This window comes from Sphingobacterium chungjuense (assembly GCF_011316935.1).
GTDB lineage: Bacteria > Bacteroidota > Bacteroidia > Sphingobacteriales > Sphingobacteriaceae > Sphingobacterium > Sphingobacterium chungjuense.
In genome coordinates this window covers 105,942-129,523 of the sequence record NZ_WLYS01000006.1, presented here as the reverse complement: position 1 = coordinate 129,523, position 23,582 = coordinate 105,942, and the positions used below count along the sequence as shown (strand labels likewise).

Here is a 23,582-nt window from a genome sequence, read left to right as displayed (position 1 = left end):
CATAACTTTTGTAGCTTGCGCATTCTCTGAAACTCAATCCCTATGCATTCATCTTTTAGTACGACTGCGTTTAGCAAACGTAGCGTCAGCTTTTTCCTTACCATGGTGGTTGTCATCCTCTTTTCTACCTCAAATGCTCAGGATAATCGTCCAAGCAAGGTCGGATGGCTATATCTCGAAAATACGCACAGCTTGGATGATCGCTGGAAGTTGAATACTGATTTGCATGTACGTTCGTTGGATGATTTTGCCGGCTTTGGCGATCTCTTGTTTCGTAATTGGATAGATTATCAGATTGTCGACAATCTTACTATTGGTGCAGGTTATGCCTACCTTGGGCAGTGGAACAGCGACTATGCAGCACCAGATCTTTATTATACTGAAAATCGACTTTTTCAACAAGTACAACATGCTATTAATGTTTCTGAAACATCTACCGTCAAGCAGCGCCTGCGACTCGAACAACGTTTTTTTGATGTACCCGTCCTGCCAGATTATTCGCTACGTTCCAGATATGCACTAAATTGGAAAAAACAGTCTTCAAAACTTATACTTGGAATAGACTACGTTTTTTTAGAAAATGAATTATTCCTCAATATGGTCGGTAGATCGTTATCCGGCAATAAGCTGTTTGAGCAAAATCGTGCTTATGGTGGTTTTGGCTTTGAGATTTTTAGGAACAATGAAATCGAGCTAGGATCCTATTATCAGATTCAGAATGATGCTTATCAGGATACTAATCACAGTTTTATCTTTCAGTTGCGCATCAAGACGACCCTATAAATGATCTGAATAGCCTAAGGCACATCAATATGGAATAGCTAATGCAGCATGTTTCTTTGTATAGGCATCTTAATTCACTACCTTACGATCTGCATACATCTACAATTCCTAAAACGCTAATTATGACCATCTCTTTAAGTAAGTTTTTGTGGCTCCCACTTATCGTATTATTCTTGTCTTGCGCCAGCAAAAAGCAACTAGATACCAATGAAAAGATAGCTTTAAAGAGAGAGCTGCGGGATATGGTAGATACCGACCAGATAGCGGCCAATATACCAAAAGGTGACTATAAGTTATTGACTACAGAGGAATGGCAGACTTTTAAAGACAGTGTATTTACCGCCAATAAGCAAAGGCTAGAAGTATTGTACAAGCAATATGGCTTTTTGGGCTTTGATAAGGTGGATCAAGAAGGCGCCACACATTTCTGGCTGCTAGTGCAGCACTGCGATGAATTTCCCGACTTTCAAAAACGCATCTTGAAGGATATGGAGAAAGAAGTGAGCAGAGGCAATGCGAATGCCAAAAACTTTGCCTACCTGTATGATCGTGTGCAGACTAATGCCCAGAAGAAGCAAAAATTTGGAACGCAAGTAGATTATGAAGTTGCCACGACGGGCAGGGCTTTTCCTAAATATGGATTGATAGACTCGGCGAATGTGGATGCACTAAGAAGCCAATATGATCTCTCTACGCTAAAAGAATACCTCAATATGATGACGACGATGCACTTTGAAATGAACAAAGCGCAATATGAAAAAAAGGGTATGCATGCTCCCAATCTGTATGAGTAGGTAGCCGAATGATTCTATCATAGAAAATCTTTATTCGGTTTTTTTTCGCTTAAAAATGAACTTTTAATAAGGTAAAGAGGTTACTACCTATAACATCTACTTTAAAAATACATTTTATCACTACATCTACACTACTATGGCGGAAGTAACTCAACCTAAACGCAATATATTCAAAGACCATTTTTCCATTTTAAAAAACTCGGGGATGGGTTTTGGCGAAGAGGACTGTCTGAAATATAGCGCTTCGTTAGCGTACTACACTGTTTTTTCGCTTGGTCCCATCTTGGTCTTGATGATTTCATTGGCGGGCATATTTCTTGGTCAAGATGCCATTGAGGGCAAAGTCTTTCAAGAATTGAGAGGTTTGGTAGGGGCAAGTGCGGCACTACAGGTGCAAGAAGTGATCAAAAATCTTTCGCTATCGGGAAAATCAAGCATTACCCTCGTCATTAGTGCTGTGACATTACTGATCGGTGCTACGACTGTGTTTGGCGATATTCAAAATACCATCAATAAAATCTGGCACGTGCGCCCCAAAGTAAAAAAAGGCTGGTTGAAGATGTTAAAAGATCGCTTGCTATCATCCTCTTTAGTCATTGGCTTAGGTTTCTTATTAGTCGTCTCCCTGGTGATCAATGGTGCGGTATTGGCATTTACTGATCGATTACAACGTTTCCTGCCAGATAGTACGGTATTCCTCGTAAGTGGTATTAATTTCGCTATCTCTTTTGGTATTGTTTTCATTCTATTTGCGGTGATCTTTAAGTTGCTGCCGGATGTCGTGATTTCTTGGAAAACCGTTACCTCAGGCGCATTTTTTACGGCCTTGTTATTTGTACTAGGTCGCTTTGGCATTGGCTTTTATATCGATAGTTCGGATACTGAATCTACCTATGGCGCCGCCAGTGCGATTGTGCTTATTTTGCTTTGGGTGTATTATACCGCAGCTATTTTATATTTTGGGGCGGTGTACACGCGTGAATACGCAACTTTTCACAATGTGCCAATCGAACCATCGGAATTCGCCGTGCATGTAGAGCTTACCGAAACGGAGAAAGAAGTAAAAGAAATACCACCAGCACCATTGACGGAGGAAGAAAAGGATCTCAACAAACCCGAAAAACCGGGCGATAATCGAGAAACAGCGGAATAGGGTTTAAGAAACGTAGCCATATATTTACAGCTGCTGCATTTCAAATCCTCCAAAAACTCCCGAATTACTCGTAATTTTAGAGCATACACACTAACTCAATGCGTATGTTTTACAAATACATATTTCTGCCCACGCTGATCTTTATTCTGTGGAGTAGTACCGGAGTTGCACAGAGCATTCAGCAGATGCCCGCATTTCAACAGTTTGTCCGTTATGATAATGGAAACCAATTCACGGTAGATTCCTTGTCGACGGAAGGGGTGAATGTGTTGATCTTTTATGATCCTGGGTGCGGGCATTGCCAAGAGTTGGGCTACGATATTGCCAATAATTGGGAAAGCTGGAGCTCTAGTACGTCTTTCTACTTTATCTCGATGGGCGAGAAGGAGGGAGTCGATCGCTATACCGCGCAATATGCCAAAGGATTGGATCAGAAATCAAATGTGATCTTTTTACAAGATTCCACGGGTGAATTTATTACACTTTTCGATCCGCAGAACTTCCCGTCCACGTATATCTATTCTGCCAAGGATAGATCTCTAATCCAATTTTACGACGGTGTAAATACCACGGCAGATATGCAACAACACCTCAGCAAGTAATACTATGTGTTAAGGTGTTGTGATGAGGGGTTACTTCTTTCTGATTACTTCCCGGATAATCGCTTGCGCAGTTTCATCGACCGATACATTGCTGTTGGATAAGACAATCACGGCAGAGCGTTCGTCGGGAATGATGGCCATATATGAGCTGCTTCCTGCCGTGCCACCACTGTGCCAGAATAGGTTTTGATCTTCCACCAAATCGGTATGCCATGCTAAGCCGATATCCATATTGTCTTCTGGTATATAGAAAGTAAATAATTTGGTAGCTGCCATAGCGCGTTGGATCGCATTTTCAGGTGCGGCTACCTGCGTAATCGCGTAGCGAAGCATATCATTAATGGTAGATTTGATTGCTCCAGCGCCCGCCATAGCTTGAAAATTCCACATCGGTACTGCTACACCAGCCTCATATACCTTAAGCGCGTTCGGGTTTTTAGGATCCACCTTTAATTCTGTTGTGCGCATGTGTAGCGGCGAAGTAAGCGTTTCTTTCAGATAGGTGTCAAAAGGTTTTTTCGAGATAATAGCGATTAGTTCGCCCAATAAACCATAGCCTAAGTTACTATATGCGTATTCCGTTTCGGGCTCATGATCCAGTTTGGCGTGGCGCAAATACGTGAAAAGAGCTTTGCGATCATAGTGCGCATAAGGTTCTGCTTCTACAAATGATCCGGCCGTATTCCAGTTGTCTGCCAAACGTGGCAATCCTGAGGTATGGTTGGCCAAGCTGCGGAAAGTGATCTTTTGTAGTGCGGGATTTTTTGCCACTGAATCCGGTAGGAATTTTACGATGCTATCATCTAAACTAATGACTTGCCGCTCGACTAAATCCGCTAAAAGCGTTGCAGTGAATGTCTTGGTTACCGATGCGATTTCATAAATGCTTTCCTCCGTTGGCAAGGTTTTGTTGCCTTTTTCCGTTTCTCCATAAAAGTATTTCATTACTTTCCCCCGATGGATGATGCCAATCGCTAAGGAGCGCGCATTCGCTTTTTGCGTGTAGCTTTTGGCAATATTTTGCAGCTTAAACTCAAATGGATCCATGGTCTCCACCGACGCAGACGTATCGGCCAGCGCGGCTTCTTTGGCGGCTGCTACTTTCGGATCTTCTTTATACTGCAGAAACGAGATCGTATGGTAACGGTTGGTACTATCTACCCCTAGAACCAACAAAAGACGCTCGGTATCAAAATCCAATCGATAACTAGCAATACCACGCTCAAACTTCACCACTTCGGCATTCTTGATATTACCCAGCGCGTACAGCTGTTGCAACATCGTGCTTAACTGCTCTTCAGAGATCTGCGCTTTGAAAGTCGTGTTGGCTAACTGATAGATGGAGTCCGCCTGCTGCGTATTAAACAAATACTCAATCTGATTATATAATGCGCGGTTTACCTTTTCGTCCGCAGACTGCGCAGAAGAAAACTGCGCATATAGAAAAAAGCCCAGAAATAGAAAAATCTTATACATATGCCAAAATTAGGGAAAGAATTTTTGTTGCGGTAATATTACTGCACTTCTAAGCTTCGAAAGATGGTCTTCATCTCTTCCATAGCCCGAGCGCTGACATTATAGCCGATCATAGAATAGGCTCTATTGGTGTCGAATCGGGTAATAAAATAAGCTTGCGTAATCTCTCCACTTCGCTTGCTGCGTAGATTGGCCATCACTTCTTCGGCAGGCGAATCTCCTGAAGTCAAAGGACGTGCGAATAACACCGAATCTACCTCAAAAATAGCCTGCACCTGCTGGAGGATAAATGCTGTTTTGTCGGTCACTTGGTGGGGTAACGATTTCCGGTCAATGAAAAAGGCCGCTGGCGTCCAATTATTCTTCTCGTCCTGCATATACTGCAAAGCCGAGCCCGCTTTTCGGCTGAAACGAAACGAAGTGCCTGACGTACTGATGGTAAAGCCCATGTTTTTCAACGGATCTACCACGACATCGGGATGATAGCGTACCGATAAGATGGTTTGCATAATCGTACTATCCAACGCGGCACCTTCTTCATAGGGATAATGGCAGTTCAAGGCAATGGTTTCGTGATCATTGCCCATTACCAGAAAAATACGTTGAAAAAGTGCGGTGTCAGAATCTCCTTTCTGTGTGCCCACATATAATCGAGCTGGCAGATCATTAATCATATATTGCGCATGCTCTACCATGGTCGATTTATCATTGTTGATCACCATGGGAATAGCTTGCGCAATATATTGTGAGTAAGGTGTGGCAATCTCGAGTACCATAATGGTACGTTGATTTTCCAGATTTTGAAGACCGATAAAACTCGTGGCAGGCTCAAATGCCTCGGCAGCGGCTAAGCTCACCTTTGAACCAGCAATCATTTGGTGTTGCGGTGTAGCTTCATTCATGATTAAGGTTTGCGCATCGGCATTCCTTCCCATCATAAGTACACTACATGCCAATACAATGACCAGTCTCCATTCTTTCATGCTTACTTTTTACGATCGTGAATTTTATGCTCGATGTCTTTGATAATGACGGAAATAAAATCTTGGCCAGTCAGTTCAGATGCTTGTTGCAAAGCGCCTGGGCTGAACACATTGATTTCCATAATCTTGCTGCCTACGATATCCAAACCTACCAAATACATCCCGTCTTTGACTAATTGGTCGGCCACAAGTTTAACGACCTTAAGCGTGTCTTCATCGATTTCGGCAGCATGCATCGTAGCGCCTTGATGCACATTGCTACGTATTTCATTTTCGGGTTGCACGCGTCGCACGGCGGCATATTTACCATCAATTTCGATCGGCTCACCATCCAATAGGAAAAACCTAAGATCGCCTTTGCTAGCTTCCGGTAGATATTCTTGTGCGATGATATAGCCATCACGCGCGATGGCTTCTACCGTTTGCTTCAGGTTTTGAGCGCTTTCTTTGTTGATGAGGAAGACATTCTTACCACCCGAACCTTTCAATGGCTTTAGGATGATTTTCTCGTTGTTCTTGTCGAAGAAATTTTGAACATCCGTGTAGTTACGCGTTACGATGGTTTTCGGGCGGATGCTTTCGTCAAAATTTTCCAAATACAACTTGTTGCTGGCGCGGGTAAGTGCTTCGGGATTGTTGATCACGAAAACTCCTTGTTGCTGTGCCAATTCGGCAAACTGCAAGCCGGCCGCCGCAGCCCACGGGCGCGCGATCATTTCGTCGGCCGCATCAAAGCGTAGCCAAAGTACATCAATCTGATTGAGATTAATTAGGGTCTTTTCTGCTTCGCGTACCAGATGAATAAAATCTGATTCGGCTTCGATATTTTCGTGTGGCGATACCTGCCGCGCATGTGCGCCAACGACGATTTCTGGGTCGTAATAGAAATCGGCCAACCCGATGTAGAATACTTCATGTCCGCGCTCTAGCGCTTTCAATGCCAGTGAAGTCGTAGTGTAATAAGCCTCTTCTTTGTGAGTCTGATTGATTACAAATGCTATTTTCATATGGAAATTATAATAGTAGATAAATGGCATTTCGGTCGAAGCTGTTTGACACGATACGAAATGAGATAAACTATGTTACTTATTGAATCATTTTAAATATTCCAGTACTTTTCCGGAGCGCATCTAGCTTATGCAAATAAGGTTTTTCAAGGTATCGTGGATGCAAAGAAGGGGATTTTATAATTCCTTTGAGCATCAATTCTTGGATGATAGGTATATACTCCTTCCGGATCTTTCCCATCATCAGCAAGGTAATATCATGCCCGTCTTTGATGTACTTTACCAGCTCGATCAAGCCTTGTAGATACAAGGCATCTTTGGTCAGTCCGCCGCTACGATACACGCGCATCGTCATTTGGAAAGCCGTCTCGTGACTAAAATTGTATCGTTCGACCAGCATAGAAAACGTGTCGACGAATTTATTACCCGCAATCATGTGATACACGGCCACAACTCGACCAGCTAAAATGCGAAGACGATCATTCGTCAATTCGCCCACCATGTATTCGGACAATACGGCCAATCCTTCCTGTAGTTTTTCGTAGCCCGGCACACCCAGTTTAAACAAGTTAAATGGCTGCTGCTTGCCATTAAAATACGTGACAATATGCGTGCCTACCTCATGTTGTATGAGCGCTTGCGCACGGTTGCGTGGTAAGCTGTATTGCTTGCTGATATTGAGCACGCCTTGATTAACCATGACTCCAGATACGTCGTCGCGCAAGCGTACCGTCGTGTTAAACTCCGGATGTTGTGCTTTTAGATACGCAATTTCCTGCTCCGCAAGCGCTGCAAACTCCTTCGCTTGCATGATGTCTTGTGCGTTGGTTCGTATTTCGGTATCTTCCTCCGTGATTGTTAGGATGGCTTTGGCTTTATCCAGCAAGCTTTCGGCCACGTTGCCAAAAATCTGTAAGCTGCCTAGCATAAAGCCTTCCTTGCCGCGTTCGCTCAACATGGTCATCATCGCATCCAATTCTCTGCGTTTGTCGCGAAATAGGTAGGCAATCGTTGGGTCGTACAAGTCTTCTATCCGCAGATTGTACAAATTCCGCTTAATGATATCTGGATCGATCGGCATCGGCCGATATTGAAAAACAGGCGCTTTGCGAAAATTATCCTTCTTGAACTGTAGCCAAGCTTCGTGAGCGTTGACGGGCGTGATTAGTAACAAGAAATCAAAGCGCTGACTTTCTTTGGCCAGTTGTTGGTCGATCTCCCACACCAAAGGGGAGATTTCGCTTTGATGCGTAATCTTAAATTCGGTAGGCTTCGCGGTGGTGTGGATGCGGATAAACTCAAAAAACGTACTCGATAAACTTTTGGACAAGGTTTCCCGAAATTGCCGCATTAAGATCGGCAGGATTTCGTGTTTGCCATGCAGATAAGTGTCTTTTACACGCAAGCCGATGTATTGCACCTGGTTATTTTTCTTCTCTTTGAAATCGATCAAAGGCGAAGCATCCTCTGGTCCTGTTGCTTTCGTGCTGGTAATGACTTCTGCGGATAAAGCCGTGCGCTCCCCATGAATGTGTTTCAGCAAGTACTGTGCAACCGATTGGATGTTTTTTCGTGTAATGAGCAGATCTACATCGTTTCGCTGTGTCCGAGGAGCCACCCAGGCTTCTATAATTAAGCAGCCGCCAAACTCTTCCACCAATTTTTGAGCAATAGGCTCTAACCATTTTTGCACCGGAAAATCAGCGTCATGAATGGCCAGATACGAATACTCGGTTTTCACTAATTCGGCCAACATGGGGTCTTCCTGCTGATCGATACGGTATACGAAAAGGTACGGTACGATCTTGTTGAACACCAATTTGTTTTTCGTAGGCAATTGCACATGAAAAGGCGTTTTCGTGTGAATATTCTGCAATATGCCTTCTAAAATACTAGCTTCGTTCTTCATTGGCAAAGTATTCGTGCAGCATATCGGTCGTGTGCAATAACAACTGTTTGTAGCTTTGCAGCTTTTCAGGATACAGTTGCCCTGTCCACTCATCCATAAAATCTTTCCGAAACTCGATAGAAAGTACGCAGCCATAAGCACCGTACCGATCGGTGATGTACTTAGCTAAGTAGCCACCGTTGAATTTGATATTCTCCCGAATATCTACTGTGGGTAAGCCCACATTTTGTTGCTGTACCGACGTGATAAAGGATTCTATTAATGAACGCCATTTGGGCTGGTTATGCGCTGTTCCTAAGTTTATTTCGGGATTTTTCTCCGTGTCAATTTCTTCAAACTGATCGTTGCGCTTGGCATTGTAACTGTGAATATCATAAATCACGAAATAGCCGTATTGTTGTATGGTGTCTTGAATCAGCGCATCAATCTGCTCATACATTTTGTCGTGCGTCTCGTATAAGGTATTAACCAAATCTGTCGGCAAATCTTCATCCCACACATGGATGCCCCAAGCTTGCTCTGGCCGCAGGTAAACCGCATCTTTCCGAATCCGATTAAGATCTAGTTGAAATCGTGATGTAGCAGATATAAATCGATTGAAAGGCAGCTCGGCCAAAGTCCCTGTCTGCGGATCTTCCTCGCGCAGTCGTGTATCCTCATCTGCTACCAAAAAAGGTAGCAGCGCATCGTCTATCTGATGCCCGTCGTGTATGGCAAAAGCCCAGAATGGGCTGCTTGTTTTTTCGATCAGGTGTATGTATTCCATCTGTATTTATTTTTAGTGAGCTGCATAGGATGCTAACCTGCTCTATTAACTACTGAAGGCGCAAAAAGTTTGGTTTTGGGTGATGATGATGGTTAGATTATTTCATGTAATTTTGGAGTTATGTTACCTGCTCCGGAAAACCGACGTAAGATTGTTCATATCGATATGGACGCATTCTATGCGTCTATCGAGCAGCGTGATTTTCCCGAATTCCGTGGTAAAGCATTGGCGGTTGGTGGTTCACCCGATGGACGTGGCGTAGTAGCGACTGCAAGTTACGAAGCGCGCAAATTTGGCGTACGTTCGGCGATGTCGTCCAGACAGGCATTGCAATTATGTCCGCACTTATTGTTTACCAAACCTCGATTCGAGGTGTATAAGCAGGTTTCGGATCATATCCGAGCGATATTTCGCCGCTATACCGATCTCATCGAGCCTTTATCGCTGGATGAAGCGTATTTGGACGTGACTGAAGATAAGGCGGGCATTGGCTCTGCCATCGATATTGCCAAAGCCATCAAAGAAGCGATCACGCGGGAACTAAATCTAACTGCTTCTGCGGGTGTTTCGGTCAATAAATTTATTGCCAAGATTGCCTCTGACTTTCAAAAGCCCGACGGGCTGACCTTTATTGGCCCATCTAAGGTGATTCCTTTCTTAGAATCTTTGCCGATTGACAAGTTTTTTGGGGTAGGGAAGGTGACGGCGCAAAAGATGAAAGGTATGGGGATACATAATGGGGCGGACCTGAAAAGTTTTTCGGAATCCGATCTCAATCGGCATTTTGGTAAATCGGGTACCTTTTTTTACCATATGGTGCGCGGCAATGATACGCGCCCCGTGCGTCCAAATCGTATTTCGAAATCCATCGGTATAGAAGATACTTTCTCGGCAGACATTTCCGATAAAGGAGAGATGATGCAAGAGATAAAAATCCTGTGCGAAAAACTCGAAAAACGGTTAGATGCTAAAGACAAAAGGGGTAAAACGGTAACCGTGAAAATTAAGTTTTCGGACTTCACACAAATTACGCGCAGCAAAACCCAATTTGAAGAGATCCATCGGGCTGCAGAGATGTACGAGCTCGTGCAGGAACTAATGGACAAAGTGGATGTGGAGGGATTGAAAGTACGCCTTTTGGGTGTCACGATGTCCAACTTTGCTGAACCCGAATCCATTCCCAAAGAAGGGCGGCAATTGCGGCTGTTTTAGGTTTTTGGTCAGTAATACTGGAAACCGGTTGGTAAAAATGGCTATAGTTAGTGTTAGCAAAAAAAGGCACTTGATAGTCGATTACCAAGTGCCTAATTCATACAAAAGGAGTAAAATTTTCAAAGGACCAGATTTGATAGAAGATCTGGTCCTTTGAAAATGCTCTTTATGGGCAAGGAATAACTTTCACCCCATAACCTCGACCGTGCATTACGGTGATATTGATTACGGATTGCGTGATGACCACTTTATTCTGGCCAGTGGTATTCCAATTAATTTTGTTAAACTTGGTATCGTCTGAAAATACGATTGGATACAATGCTCTGTCGGTATTGTTTTTTCGTCCAAAGAGAGATACTTCACCTTTGGCGCTGATCACTAATTTCACAGAAGGATAATCTTTGTTTCCTATGATGTTCCAGATCTCAAATACGTTGCCTTGGCCCCAGATGCTTCCATCCGCAAACTTGACGTTCCGCTTTGGCAGGTTAGAGGCGGTAGTGTATTCGAACTGAATCTCCTTCGTGGCAAGTTTTTGACCATTAATTTCCATATTGAACGAGTTATCTAACTCATAGATATCGAAAGTATAGCCATAGTTTGCGCCGCTTGCATACAACGTGTTTGTTTTCATCGTGCCATTTTGACTGCGCCATTCAAATGTATCGTCGCCTGTAGGCTCTGTACACGGGTTTTTGATCTGAAGTACTAGGTCATATTTTTGGTACGGTGAGATTAGAAAGTCTTCCAAAACCAAGTTGTTGCGTACGGTAGAAACCTGCTTGCCATTGATGGTGGCGTTAATTAATAAATTACCAATCACCACGTCCGTAGTCGTTATTTTCGGGGAGATCAATAAAGTCGGACTAGCTGTTACGCTTCGCAATCCGCCGCCTAGATTCGGGTAGTTAATGGCTACTGAAGCGGTGTCTGTACTATACGAAAGTGCGCCGTCGCTCAGCTTTACCGTACCATTTTTACGTGGTGTAGCTGATCTGGTTCCACGTCCGGTAAATCGAACATTTGTCAATGAAACAATATCTCCCCGCGTATCGTCTGTAAGACGGGTGGTCATGGTAATTTGGCTAAACTGATGCTTTAAAATAATACCAAGATAGTTGTCGCCGGAAGAAATTTTTAAGGTACTTCTAAAATACATCAGATCTTCGCTACTGGTGAAGGTGGCCGTAGATAATTTAGAGCCGTTGGTTACTTCTGGTAAGTTGGCCGTACCGTTTACCGAATAGGCAATAAAAGTGTAGGTCGAGCCAATGCTCAATTTGTCAAAGCCGTTGGGAGCCTTGCCCACTTCGTAATCCATTTTTGATACAAAGTTGTCACCTAAATAGGCTAAAACGCGGTATTTCACGCCTGTGCCTAGTGGTGTTCTCACCGTAGTTGCCGCTCTATTCTGAGTAGAGGCAGCTTCGCGATCCTTGCCGTTAACTTCTGTAGCGGCCGCATTTGCGCGCGGCGTAAGGGTAGCCACCAATTGGAAATTATTCTCTAAGCTAATTACCTTAGTCTGCTCTTTCTCTAATTCGCCATTCGTATTAGTTGCTGCACGCGAATTATTCACCTCCTCAGATTCCATTTCAGAGCCTAATAATTCGATGGTAATATTCGCTTCGCCACTTACTGCTGATCCCGACTCTTTGCTACAGGAGCCAATCGTAAGCAATGCGAATAATGCAATTGCACCTGCCAAAGGATTTCTGCTGGTCATCGCTGTAAAATTTTTTTGGGTTACCATTGTGAATCTCCTAAATCGATGGTTCTATAGTCGGTGTCCAGTTGTTCCCATTCCTGCTCTATCATACCATTTTTGTTGGTCGGCAATACGGAAGATTTCACAATATCATCTTCCATCTGTACCAATACTACCTCAATTACGGGGCTTACATACTTTGATTTCATTATTGTTTTTTCAAGGTTGATGTTTGTACAGTACATGTTCAAAGAAACATTGTACTATATGATAAACTATTTTTCGCAAGCAGTTAAAACGAATTAGCCTTCTGACGGCTGGAGTAGTTGTTTATTATTTACCCGCCAAAATAACTGGTGTCTTACGTTTTTTTAATCGGGGGCAAAACTATTACAATTAGGTAGTTTCGCTTAAGATTCTGCTACATTTAAAAAAAAATGTAGCGAATTATCTACGTATTTTGTTATAGGAATTTTGTTTTCGTTAATTTTTACGGTCGCAGAATTATTTTTGAATGTTTTTTTTATACAATATGTGTGTATCTTGCTTAATTGTAGCGGTATGGGGTGTTTCGAGCAACTACTATTCCTATTTTAAGATTGATTTTAGGTTGGAGGGCTGTTATTTACCTTTTAATTTATCTTGATAATGAGATAATTTAATTTTTATTATTTAGATTACGGGAGTAAATGGCTAAAAATCATAGTCTTGATCAAATTTCGCTATGCTAGCTTTTATAGGGCTTTTTTGCCATAGTCAGGGCTTATGATCGTGTAAAACACCCATAAGCTAGTAGTTTTTTTAAGAATTTTAGTGCGGGGAAATAAGTGATTTTGGAATCAATTATGGATGCATTTTTTGGATATGTTGTAGCGCAATTTTGATGCGATTGTCGCGTACGTCAGATTTTTTGATATGATCAGGAGTGGCGTCATACGACAGCGGTAAAACAACATCTGGTGTAATGCCTTCGCCGATGGCATACACTTTTCCTTCCCGGTCTTTGATCACACTAGTCATCAGGTTGATGACATACTGTTTATTTATTGGGAATACTTCATTGGCTGAGGTTAATCCATTGGTAGTTTGTCCAATTACGCGCACGTTCTTCTGTCCCTTCAGTGCAGCTACAAAAAACTCACCTGAGCTAGCTGTCTTTTCGCTAGTTATTACGAAGATGGGTAGCTCGTTATTTTTTATCTCAATGGGCTTTAAGGTGCTATCTGATAATCCAGCCAAATCAAAAAACAGCAACTCCTCCTCATCCAGATTGTTTTCGTCCCACATCGCACGCGTCGTAAACTGTTCTTGGCCATTACGATCTACGAATGAGTAAATATTTTCCTGATCTATAAAATTATAAAGGTGCCACAGCATAGGCCAGATACTACCACCATCGTTGTCAGATACGTCAAAAATCCAAGCTTTCGGATTTTGCTGATCGAGAATGGATATCTGCTCGCCCATAAGTTGGATGTATTTTTTATGCTCGAGGACGACACCTGGCACATTGACATAGGCGTACCGATTTTCGATCATTCTGCCACTTACATCTGGGAATGGATATCCTGCTTGCTCATAGGTAACGGTTGCATATTGTCTTAAAACTTCGTTGTCGTCTGTGTCCGAAGCGTCTTCCGTATAGAGAATACTCGAATGTGAGTCCTTGAGTTGTCTTAATATCTTTTTGAACAATGCGCGTAAGTCTTCTTGCGATTGGATAGTATCTGCCTGAGCCAATGCTATTGGGCGAATAGAATCCCAATTGATCGATGGGCTTTTGTAGGCTTCCTTTTCGACAATGTCCAAGAATATTGACATCATTTCTTGGTGAGATCGCTGCTGTGCTGAAACTGTTCGCATACTTCCTAACAGGGCAAGCAATAAGGTCAAAATAGTAGTGCGTTTAGAAAAGATCATTTTAAGAAATTAATGTCATTGGTATGATTAGCTATTGCGGTATAAACAATAGCTTAATAGCAATAATAATCAAATTATTTGGCATGCGGTAAGCCACTCTACAATAGCATAGCGTACTTGGTCAGTTAACTGACCAAGTACGCTATGCTATGACCTCATAAATGACTTGTTTACAGACCTAAAATCTAATAAAGCAATTCGCCGAGGCCAAAAAGTGTCATTCCTTTTTTAAACTCTTCGGCAGTAGCTTGATTTGCCGCTTCAATAAACTTTCCAGTGATCGGATCTACGACTGTTCGCAACGGTCTTGTTCCAGATTGTAATCCTATCAAATGCACAACAGCATCTGCCACAGCTTGTGGATTCGGCTGGTGCTTCTCCATCAGGCTGCCGATCGCAGCATTCATTTTCGAAGGAATTGCTTCAATGGCGCCATAACCTGCGTATACAGCTGTATCCGAAGCTACGTTGTCTTTTTGTTGCATTTCGGTAGGGAAAGCACCGGGCTCGATCATCGCCACATCGATTCCCAATGGGCGAAGTTCGTAATGAAGACCTTCACTCATGCCTTCTAGTGCAAATTTTGAAGCACTGTACATGGAGGTGAAGGGGAAGGAAATTCGACCAAATCCACTGGAAATATTGATGATTAAGCCCTCAGACTGATTACGCATAGCGGGCAAAACCTGCTTTATAAATCGCCAAGGAGCAAAAAAATTGACATCAAACATGGCTTGAAGATCTTCCGATGTGAAGCTTTCCGTCACACCATGGACGGCCGTTCCAGCGTTGTTTACCAGAATATCAATGTGACCTGCAGTAGACAAGATCGTAGAAACGGCCTCCTTTACGCTCTGCTCATCTGTGATGGAAACATCCAAGACAGTTACATTTTCTACCGCGGACAATGCCGCCGCTTTATCCGCATTTTTACCTTTCGTATCCCGCATCGCTGCATATACATGATGCCCAAGGGCAGCCACACTATGCGCCATTAACCAGCCGAAGCCGCTGTTTGTTCCTGTGATCAAAACTATTTTCTTTTCCATCTTTTTATTGTTTTAAATGAGTAATACAAAGATTGGGAACAAGGAGAGCAAGCCATTTACCATTTGGTAAAAAGCAATGCTAGCGGATGTTTTTTCGTATTCGACTCAGCGATTGTTGCGTAATACCTAGATACGAAGCGACATATGATAAGGGTATTCTATTAAGAAGGCTGGGAAACGATTCCATGAAGGACAAGTACCGTGTAGTAGCATCTTCGGAAATTAAAGGACTTCTTCGATCCATCGCCGTGGTCAAACATTTCTTCACAATATTGGCCTGAATGAGAGGGAAACCGATAATCGTGTTAGAGATCTCATCCCAGTCCTTTTTGCTAAAAACTAGTATTTTACAATCGGTCACTGCTTGAATATAATCAGAAGCGGCTATTTGACTCTCAAACTTCTGGTTGTCCACCACAAAGTTGCCCTCGTCGATAAAGTAGTTCGTGATTTCTTCGCCTTTATTATTGTAATAACAAAAGCGCAACACGCCTTCAATCACAAATCCTAAATATTTTGGAATCTTTCCAGCTTCTGAAAAATAATCCTCTTTTTTCAATTCTATAGTCTGCGCCTTACTTAACAGCAAATCAACCTGCTGTTGATTCAAGATGCCAAATTGTAGAATGAAATCAATCATCTTATGCATGGTGAAAGATACTGCTTATCGACTACACTCCATTTACCAAATGGTAAATATTGATACTAAATGGTGACTTTGTTAGGCTATATAATCTGCTATATCGATATGATTATCAACCACTGACTTTAACGTAAGTTCTACGTTTTCCATCGTGTTGGTAATGCCACTTTGCCGGATGATTTCCAGTTGAACGATTGACTTTTCGGATGTCATGGGCGTTGCATACTGCGCCGTCGCTGACAGCGTTTCATAGCCATTCGTATTAATGTTTCGAAGTAAAAACTTACGGTCTTTGGAGTCGTAAATGAATAAGTAAAAAGGTAGGCTTTCGGCGGCACTCTGTACAGATTTTGGGTCATTCCACGACTCCAATTTCCGGAGAATGGCACTTTGCAACTTGGTTTGATTGACCAATTCCTTTTTAATAGTTGAGACGTTATAGCATAGTATGATGAAAAAAATGAAGACAATTAGCGACGATACGAATGTAAATGGTTCGAACATAGGTGTTGGTTTAGTTTTTCAGGTGTAATATAGGAAAATTATTTAGGTTGAGAAAAGTGATAAGGAGCTCTATTTCTTGTCGGAGATAGTCCGCATTTAGGTTTCATTAACATGTACTTAATAGGCGTTTTATATCTTTGTAGATATACTTTCTGACAAGCTATTTATGAAAAAAATATTCTTGCTGTACCTATCCATAGCAGCTCATGCCGTATTTGCTCAAGTCGAGCAAGTCAATGTTTTTCTAGGATCATCTGGCGATCATGGTCAATTATCCCCGGCGGCATCGTCTGCCTTTCATCAACTCAGCATTGTACCACTCACCAATCCGACGACACATACCGGTTATGAATTTTTGGCCAAGGAAATCCGCGGTTTTACCCATAATCGCATGGAAGGCGTAGGTTGCCAAGGTGCAGGCGGCGTATTGTTGATTCAGCCGTATTTAGGTTCTGGTGAGCAGATCCCAGTCTTGCATAAGAATGCAGAAAATGCTGGGCCTGGTTTTTACGAAGTTGGGACAAAGGAAGGTATCTCTGCACAGATCGTTTCTTTTCAGGATTATGGTCGAGAAGTCTTTCGCTTTCCTGCCGGAGCAAAGGGTTTTTACATCGATCTATCGCATACCTTTAACAATGCATTTGTCGATAATCATTTCGAAAAACAGGGAGATCGACTGGTAGGAGCAGTGCGCGCCAAAACTACCTGCCACGTAGGTACTTACACGATTTATTATGCTATAGAAGTTACTTTGGCAGCGGATTGGCGCATCGAAGGCAATAAGGTTTGGATTACGCTGCCAGAAGACACGAAAGAAGCAGCATTAAACATTGCATTTTCCGCAGTCGACAGCCTATCCGCTTTAGCACGTTTGGAACGGAATATGCCAACTTCCTATGGGGATTTAAAAAAGGCAACACAACAAGATTGGAATCAGTGGTTGGGGGCGATCCAAGTACAGGGCGATCCAGAACTTACAAAATTATTCTACTCCCTATTTTATCGTGCTATACAATCACCTTATCGCATAAGCGAAATAGATGGCAGGTATCGTGCAACAGATGGTCAGATCCGTCAAAGCAAAACACCGCGCCTACATGGCTGGGCAGTTTGGGATAATTACAAAACGCAATTGCCTTTGTTAGAATTGGCGTATCCTGCATTTTACCAGCAGGTGGCCTCCTCATTATCTGACTTGTATCGTTATGGCAAGCATGATTTTGCAGGGCCATTCGAACCAGCCAATTCCGTGCGTACGGAGCATGCTGCGGTTGTATTGCTCGATGCCCAACGCAAAGGATATGATGCTCACTTAAAGGCTATTCGAGATTCGTTGATTCGTGATACTGCACGATTCGATTTTGCCAAACCAGATAAAGCCCTCGAAGCAGCGTATGATATGTGGGCCATGGACCAACTGTTTGAAGGCAAGGATCCAGTATACAAACAGCGCGCGCAGAGCTATAAAGCCGTCTGGGACAAAGAATTCAAAGATTTGTCTAAACGTGATGTGGATCGTATGTCTGCCCGCAATATGTATCAAGGAACGATCCGCCAATACCGTTGGAATGTGCCTTTTGATGTGCAAGGACTGGTGGATTTGGCCGGTGGCCAACAGGAATTTACCGAACAATTGGATGATTTCTACGACAACTATTATTTCAATAGGGCGAATGAGCCCGATTTGCAGTCATTTACCTTGTACAATGCAACGACAACGCCGTGGCGCTACCAAGAATGGGTGCACCGCTTAGCATTAGATACGGTGGTGCAATATTATTTCAATGATAATAGTCGCGGTATAGGCGCGCATATTGATCGGATTTACAAGAATGAACCAAAAGCATTTGTGCGTACGATGGATGATGATGCGGGTGCCATGTCGGGCTGGTGGGTGCTTTCAGCCATTGGTCTGCATCAGCCGCTGATCGGCGAGCCGATCTATTACCTTTCTGTTCCATTTTTCGAAACCATTCGTTTGGAGAATAATGGAAAACCCTTTCATATTAAGCGAACTGGGGGAGCTACTGATCGTTACATTCAGCAGATCTTGTTGAATGGAAAAGACTTAGGACGCCTGTGGATCAGTAGAAAAGAAATCGCCAAGGGTGGAACCTTGGAAATCAAAACTTCGAAAGAACCCACAAAATACGGTATAGATCAACCTTGGATTGCCACCTATTCAGATTCGCATGAATAGCGAATCTGAATAGTATTCGTATTGCAAAAATTTAATGAGCTGATTTCGAGGGGATAGTGTCTTTATGACACTAAAAAGACTACCATTTACATAGATTATATATTATATTTGCTCGCAAATTACTACTATTCGTAATAATACATCTACTGATGCGAGGCATTTATCTAATCTGAGAGAGTTGGTTTCTGTCCTTTCGTCTAGCATCTACATTTAAATTTTTGTTTTATATGCAAAGAAAAATTACTACTATTCCCCTTATTTTCAGCCTCTTGCTGGCGTTCGTAATATTGCCGGCGCATCAGGTTTCTGCGCAGCAACGCGTGGTAGAAGGGCTGATTACTGAATCGCTTACCGGCCAACCGATTGCTGGCGTGAGCGTACGTGTTGTTGGGCAACAATTTGGTGTTTCTTCGCAAGAAGATGGCCGCTATCGTATCGAAGTCAAGCAAGCCGATGCTCGTTTGGAATTCTCTTACGTGGGCTACGGAACCGTGCAACGCCCGGCTACCGCTGGTCGATTGGATGTGGCTTTAGAAGCTGCCAGTCGCGATTTGGGTGAAGTCGTGGTCGTGGCTTATGGTACATCGCGACGCGAGAATATCACTGGTTCGGTCGGTACAATCAATGGCAAGCAATTAGAAAACAGACAAATTTCTAACCTTTCTAAAGGTTTGGAAGGTCAAGTTCCCGGCTTACAAGCCGTCGCAGCTTCCGGACAACCCGGAACTGATGCCACCGTACGTATTCGCGGTATCGGTTCGATCAATGCGTCGAGCAATCCGCTTTATGTGGTGGATGGAAACCCGTACGCAGGAGATATCAACGCGATCAATCCCAATGATATTGAGTCCATCAGCGTGTTGAAAGATGCTGCCTCTAGCGCTTTATACGGCTCACGTGGTGCCAACGGTGTGATTATCGTGACCACCAAAAAAGGTCGCGCTAGCGATCGTGCGGCGATCAACTTGAACGTGACCAAAGGTGTGTCTAACCGCGCCATCCAAGATTATCAGCAACTATCTACCGACGATTATTTCCAGTTGTACTGGGAAGCGTTGCGCAATAAAAACTTATCCAATGGTTTGGCGGCAGATGTCGCTGCGCGTAATGCCAGTGCTGCTGTCGTGACAGATTTGGGGATTAATCCTTATGGATCGAGTTTTCCGCAACCGGTAGGATTGGATGGTCGTTTGGTACCCGGTGCGCAAGCGTTGTGGGATGATAGCTGGACCGACGTGTTGCAGCGCACAGGTCAACGCACGCAAGCCGATTTGAGCATTAGTGGCGGTGGCGAAAAACACAGTTACTTTATCTCTGGTGGTTATCTGGACGATCAAGGGATCGCGATTGGATCTGGATTCAAACGGTATAATGTACGTGCCAATATTGATGCGAAAGCACGCGAATGGTTAAATGCCGGTTTCAACGTGGCAGCCAGCAGTGCTTTGCAACAGTTTCCACAATCGGAAGATAGCAACACTGCAAACATCATCAACTTCACGCGACTTACGCCAGGTTTCTATCCTTATTTTGAGCGTGAGGCAGATGGTAGCTACCGCTTAGATGCCGCAGGCAACCGTATTTGGGATTTTGGAGAATATCGCCCGAGTGCCGCTATTCCCCGCTCGAATTTGGCCGCTTCTTTACCGCTAGACAAAAACGATATTCAACGTGAGAATGCTTCTGTAAGAACGTATTTAGAAGCGGTGTTCAGTGATAACCTAAAATTCCGCTCTACGTACAGTGTAGATTACATCAATAGAAACGATCACTTTTATGTGAATCCTTCTGTCGGAAGAGGAGTAGAGTATTTAGGATCTGTAAACAAAAGTAATGTACGTACCGTCGGACAGACATGGAACAATATCTTGACGTATGATAAGCAATTTGGTTTGCATCACCTGAATGTATTGGGAGGTCAGGAATTTTACAGCTTCCAAACTACGAATATGAGTGGTAGTCGCCAACGTTTTGTATTGCCAGGCTTGGATGAGCCGGTAGCGGCATCGCAGCTGAATTCATTCACTGGCTTGAGTCAAGATTATCGCTTATTGAGTTTCTTGGGTCGTGCTGAATACGGTTATGACAACCGCTATTTGGTGTCGGGATCTATCCGTACAGACGGCTCGTCTCGCTTTGCGGCTGATACGCGCTGGGGTACATTTTGGTCGTTAGGTGCTGCTTGGAAGATCTCTAATGAGTCATTCTTACAAGACCAAAATTGGTTAGATCAATTGACTTGGAGAGCGAGTTACGGTGGTCAAGGGAATGATAATCTAGGAGTTTACTACGCGTACCAAGGCTTATATTCTATTCTCAACAGCTTGGGTGAGGGCGGTACGGTGACCAATCGTTTGGCAACGCCAGAATTGAAATGGGAAACCAACTTAAATTTCAATACTGGAGTCGATGTGGCGATTTTGAAAAACCGCATTGCCTTGTCGGTAGAGTATTTCAATCGCCAAAGTAAAGATTTATTGTTCACCATGCCGATGGCTTTATCTACAGGGTATACTGGATATGATGCCAATATTGGAACCATGCGTAATACAGGTATCGACGTAGATATTCGTACTATTCCTGTACGTAATGAAAACTTTCGTTGGAACTTGGATCTAAACTTCTCACACTTTAAGAACCGCATTACCGAATTGCCAACAGAAAACGATATACCTCGTGGTAACAAGATGCTACGCATAGGCGGATCGATTTACGATTTCTACCTACCAACTTGGGCTGGTGTCAATCCGGAGAACGGATCACCATTGTGGTACAAAGCAGACGCTAATGGTACACAAACTGAAGAAACTACCTCTGTGTATGGTGATGCAGGTCGCTTCATCCAAGGTAGCTCATTACCAACTTTGGTAGGTGGTATCACGAACAACATCACCTACAAAAACTTCGACTTAAACGCTTTATTGAGTTTCAGTTTGGGTGGCCAGATCTTGGATAATGATTATATCCAGTTGCTACACAATGGAAATAATCCAGGGCGTGCGTGGAGCGCCGAGATGCTGAATCGTTGGACGCCAGAGAACCGTGACACGGATGTACCACGCTTGACGACAGATAACTTAAACTGGACTTCGGCATCGACGCGCTTTTTGTATGACGGCAGCTTTGCTCGTCTTAAAAACTTGAGCGTAGGTTATACCTTCTCAGAAGCGACGATGAGCCGTATCGGCATTGGCCGACTACGCGTGTTTATTCAGGGAGAAAATCTATTCACCTTGTACAAACACAAAGGAATGGATCCGGAGCAAACCTTAGAGGGCGCGACCTATTTCCGTTATCCGGCTATTAAGACATTCTCCGGAGGAGTACAAATCGCATTGTAAGACTTTTAAAAAATGACCATGAATTTATTCGCAAAAAAATATAAAATATACCTGCTCTCGATCTTTGTCTTGGCGCTGTCGGGCTGTAAAGATCAGTTGGATACCATGCCGACCGATGCGGTAACCGATACGGAGATTTATAAGAATACGAGCAATATCCAAACGGTGATCAACGGAACGTGGCGTTACCTGAATGATACGTATTTCACCTTTGCTAATCCGGGTTATTCTGCGTTTATGCGTACGAGTGATGCGATGGCCAATGATGTGGCGGTGACCACAAAATATGGTTATCGGGATCCTTATGCCTTTACCGAGTTATTTGATAGATCGACGAATCGGGTGAATGCCTTTTGGACTTTGCTATATAAAGTGATCGATAATACGAACAATGTAATCGCTAAAACTGAGCAAGCGGAAGGCACGCAAGAAGATAAGGATCTGTTGATCGGTCAAGCCAAAACATTGCGGGCTTTTGCTTACCTAAACTTTGCGTCGTATTACCAGTTTAGTTACTTGAAAGACAAGAATGCGTTGACCGTGCCAATCTATACCGAGCCAAGTACAACCGGTACGCAAGGCAAGCCAAAAGCCAGTTTGGAAGAGGTTTATGCCTTGATTACGGCAGATTTGACGGATGCAATCACGAAATTGGAAGGATATAATCGTCCAAGTGCGCAAAAATATCGCGTGGATGCTCATGTAGCTAATGGCTTGTTGGCGCGTGCGTATCTAAATATGGGACAATGGGAATTGGCTGCTTCGGCTGCCGCGAATGCAGCGGAAGGATTCCCGTTGATGAATGCGGAAGCGTATTATGCTGGTTTCAACGATGCACAAAATCCGGAATGGATCTGGGGACATTTGCAAACAACCGATCAAAGCACAGCGAGTTATACGTTTCATTATTTAGATGTTTCTTCGTCGGGATCGTTTTACTTTAGTTTCATGGCCGATCCTTTTTTCAAAAATCATTTTGCACCACAAGATGTGCGTACGGCTTTATTTGAGTGGGACGGATTGCCAGGCCGCGAAGGCTTTTTGAGATACAAGAAGTTTAAGTTTAAGCAAAATCTGATTGGCGATATCGTGTACATGCGCTCGTCGGAAATGTGGTTGATACAGGCAGAAGGTTACGCGCGTGCAGGTCAACAAGCGGAAGCCGTGAATACGCTGAATACCTTACGTGAAGCTAGAAATGCTACGCTATACACCGCCCAAGAAGGCGATTTAGTAGAAGCTATTTTGTTGGAAAGACGAAAAGAGCTGTGGGGCGAAGGATTTGGCTTGTCAGATATTATCCGCAACCAGAAATCGGTCGTGCGTAAATCTTTCTTGGATGATGCAGGAAGTCCGATCAAGGTGACGATCACCACGCCTTCCGGCGAACAAAAACAGGTGAATGGGCAAGGACACCGCGTGGTACGATTCCCAGATGGCAATGCATTCGAAGCAAATAGTCGTTATTACATCTTTGCTATACCATTGGTAGAGCAACAGCAAAACCCGAATTTGTAATTGATTATTGCATA

General features: G+C 43.4%; 19 protein-coding genes. 8 read left to right on the top strand and 11 right to left on the bottom strand.

Annotated features, from left to right (window positions below; genetic code table 11):
• The first annotated feature begins 42 nt into the window (after positions 1–42).
• The 4 genes from GKO22_RS14240 (at position 43) to GKO22_RS14225 (ending at position 3,332) form a co-directional block, all read left to right on the top strand.
• Positions 43–783: a DUF2490 domain-containing protein gene (locus GKO22_RS14240; protein ID WP_166336178.1), complete on the top strand. Its 741-nt coding sequence runs from the start codon at positions 43–45 to the stop codon at positions 781–783.
• A 122-nt stretch (positions 784–905) separates the two neighbouring features.
• Positions 906–1,577, top strand: a complete 672-nt coding sequence (locus tag GKO22_RS14235) for a DUF6624 domain-containing protein (RefSeq protein WP_166336176.1) — start codon at positions 906–908, stop codon at positions 1,575–1,577.
• A 136-nt stretch (positions 1,578–1,713) separates the two neighbouring features.
• Positions 1,714–2,730: a YihY/virulence factor BrkB family protein gene (locus GKO22_RS14230; protein WP_166336174.1), complete on the top strand. Its 1,017-nt coding sequence runs from the start codon at positions 1,714–1,716 to the stop codon at positions 2,728–2,730.
• A gap of 104 nt (positions 2,731–2,834) precedes the next feature.
• A complete protein-coding gene (locus GKO22_RS14225; protein WP_166336172.1) occupies positions 2,835–3,332 on the top strand; it encodes a hypothetical protein in 498 nt (165 codons plus the stop codon).
• A gap of 30 nt (positions 3,333–3,362) precedes the next feature.
• Here the strand turns inward: GKO22_RS14225 and GKO22_RS14220 are convergent, their stop codons facing one another.
• The 5 genes from GKO22_RS14220 to GKO22_RS14200 form a co-directional block, all read right to left on the bottom strand.
• On the bottom strand, positions 3,363–4,808 hold the full coding sequence (locus tag GKO22_RS14220) for a serine hydrolase (protein ID WP_166336170.1): 1,446 nt from the start codon (positions 4,806–4,808) through the stop codon (positions 3,363–3,365).
• A 38-nt stretch (positions 4,809–4,846) separates the two neighbouring features.
• A complete protein-coding gene (locus GKO22_RS14215) occupies positions 4,847–5,791 on the bottom strand; it encodes a hypothetical protein (RefSeq protein ID WP_166336168.1) in 945 nt (314 codons plus the stop codon).
• A 2-nt stretch (positions 5,792–5,793) separates the two neighbouring features.
• Positions 5,794–6,798, bottom strand: a complete 1,005-nt coding sequence (locus GKO22_RS14210; RefSeq protein WP_166336166.1) for an ATP-grasp domain-containing protein — start codon at positions 6,796–6,798, stop codon at positions 5,794–5,796.
• Positions 6,799–6,877: 79 nt separating this feature from the next.
• Entirely contained in the window at positions 6,878–8,707 is a 1,830-nt protein-coding gene (locus tag GKO22_RS14205) for a flavohemoglobin expression-modulating QEGLA motif protein (protein ID WP_166336164.1), read from the bottom strand.
• Positions 8,691–9,473, bottom strand: coding sequence for an N-formylglutamate amidohydrolase (locus tag GKO22_RS14200; RefSeq protein WP_166336162.1), 783 nt, complete (start codon positions 9,471–9,473; stop codon positions 8,691–8,693). The genes GKO22_RS14205 and GKO22_RS14200 overlap by 17 nt, the downstream gene beginning before the upstream one ends.
• 120 nt (positions 9,474–9,593) lie before the next feature.
• Here GKO22_RS14200 and dinB point away from each other — a divergent pair, with 120 nt between their 5' ends.
• Positions 9,594–10,685 carry a DNA polymerase IV gene (dinB, locus tag GKO22_RS14195; RefSeq protein ID WP_166336160.1) on the top strand — a complete coding sequence of 364 codons (1,092 nt, stop codon included), beginning with the start codon at positions 9,594–9,596 and terminating at the stop codon, positions 10,683–10,685.
• Between the two features lie 166 nt (positions 10,686–10,851).
• Here dinB and GKO22_RS14190 read toward each other — a convergent pair whose 3' ends face one another.
• The 6 genes from GKO22_RS14190 to GKO22_RS14165 all read right to left on the bottom strand — a co-directional run bounded on the left by GKO22_RS14190 (position 10,852) and on the right by GKO22_RS14165 (position 16,509).
• Positions 10,852–12,411, bottom strand: a complete 1,560-nt coding sequence (locus GKO22_RS14190; RefSeq protein ID WP_166336158.1) for a fimbrillin family protein — start codon at positions 12,409–12,411, stop codon at positions 10,852–10,854.
• Between the two features lie 20 nt (positions 12,412–12,431).
• Entirely contained in the window at positions 12,432–12,602 is a 171-nt protein-coding gene (locus tag GKO22_RS14185) for a hypothetical protein (protein WP_166336156.1), read from the bottom strand.
• A gap of 634 nt (positions 12,603–13,236) precedes the next feature.
• A complete protein-coding gene (locus GKO22_RS14180; RefSeq protein ID WP_166336154.1) occupies positions 13,237–14,313 on the bottom strand; it encodes a S41 family peptidase in 1,077 nt (358 codons plus the stop codon).
• A 185-nt stretch (positions 14,314–14,498) separates the two neighbouring features.
• A complete protein-coding gene (locus GKO22_RS14175) occupies positions 14,499–15,362 on the bottom strand; it encodes an SDR family oxidoreductase (protein ID WP_166336152.1) in 864 nt (287 codons plus the stop codon).
• Positions 15,363–15,441: 79 nt separating this feature from the next.
• Entirely contained in the window at positions 15,442–16,011 is a 570-nt protein-coding gene (locus tag GKO22_RS14170; RefSeq protein WP_166336150.1) for a Crp/Fnr family transcriptional regulator, read from the bottom strand.
• A 72-nt stretch (positions 16,012–16,083) separates the two neighbouring features.
• Positions 16,084–16,509: a hypothetical protein gene (locus tag GKO22_RS14165; protein WP_166336148.1), complete on the bottom strand. Its 426-nt coding sequence runs from the start codon at positions 16,507–16,509 to the stop codon at positions 16,084–16,086.
• 166 nt (positions 16,510–16,675) lie between these two features.
• Here GKO22_RS14165 and GKO22_RS14160 point away from each other — a divergent pair, with 166 nt between their 5' ends.
• From GKO22_RS14160 to GKO22_RS14150, 3 genes are all read left to right on the top strand, one after another.
• The gene (locus tag GKO22_RS14160; protein WP_166336146.1) at positions 16,676–18,709 is read left to right on the top strand and encodes a glycoside hydrolase domain-containing protein; all 2,034 of its coding nucleotides are present in this window, start codon (positions 16,676–16,678) and stop codon (positions 18,707–18,709) included.
• A 227-nt stretch (positions 18,710–18,936) separates the two neighbouring features.
• Positions 18,937–22,050 carry a SusC/RagA family TonB-linked outer membrane protein gene (locus tag GKO22_RS14155; RefSeq protein WP_166336144.1) on the top strand — a complete coding sequence of 1,038 codons (3,114 nt, stop codon included), beginning with the start codon at positions 18,937–18,939 and terminating at the stop codon, positions 22,048–22,050.
• An 18-nt stretch (positions 22,051–22,068) separates the two neighbouring features.
• Entirely contained in the window at positions 22,069–23,568 is a 1,500-nt protein-coding gene (locus GKO22_RS14150; RefSeq protein WP_166336142.1) for a RagB/SusD family nutrient uptake outer membrane protein, read from the top strand.
• Positions 23,569–23,582: the final 14 nt, after the last annotated feature.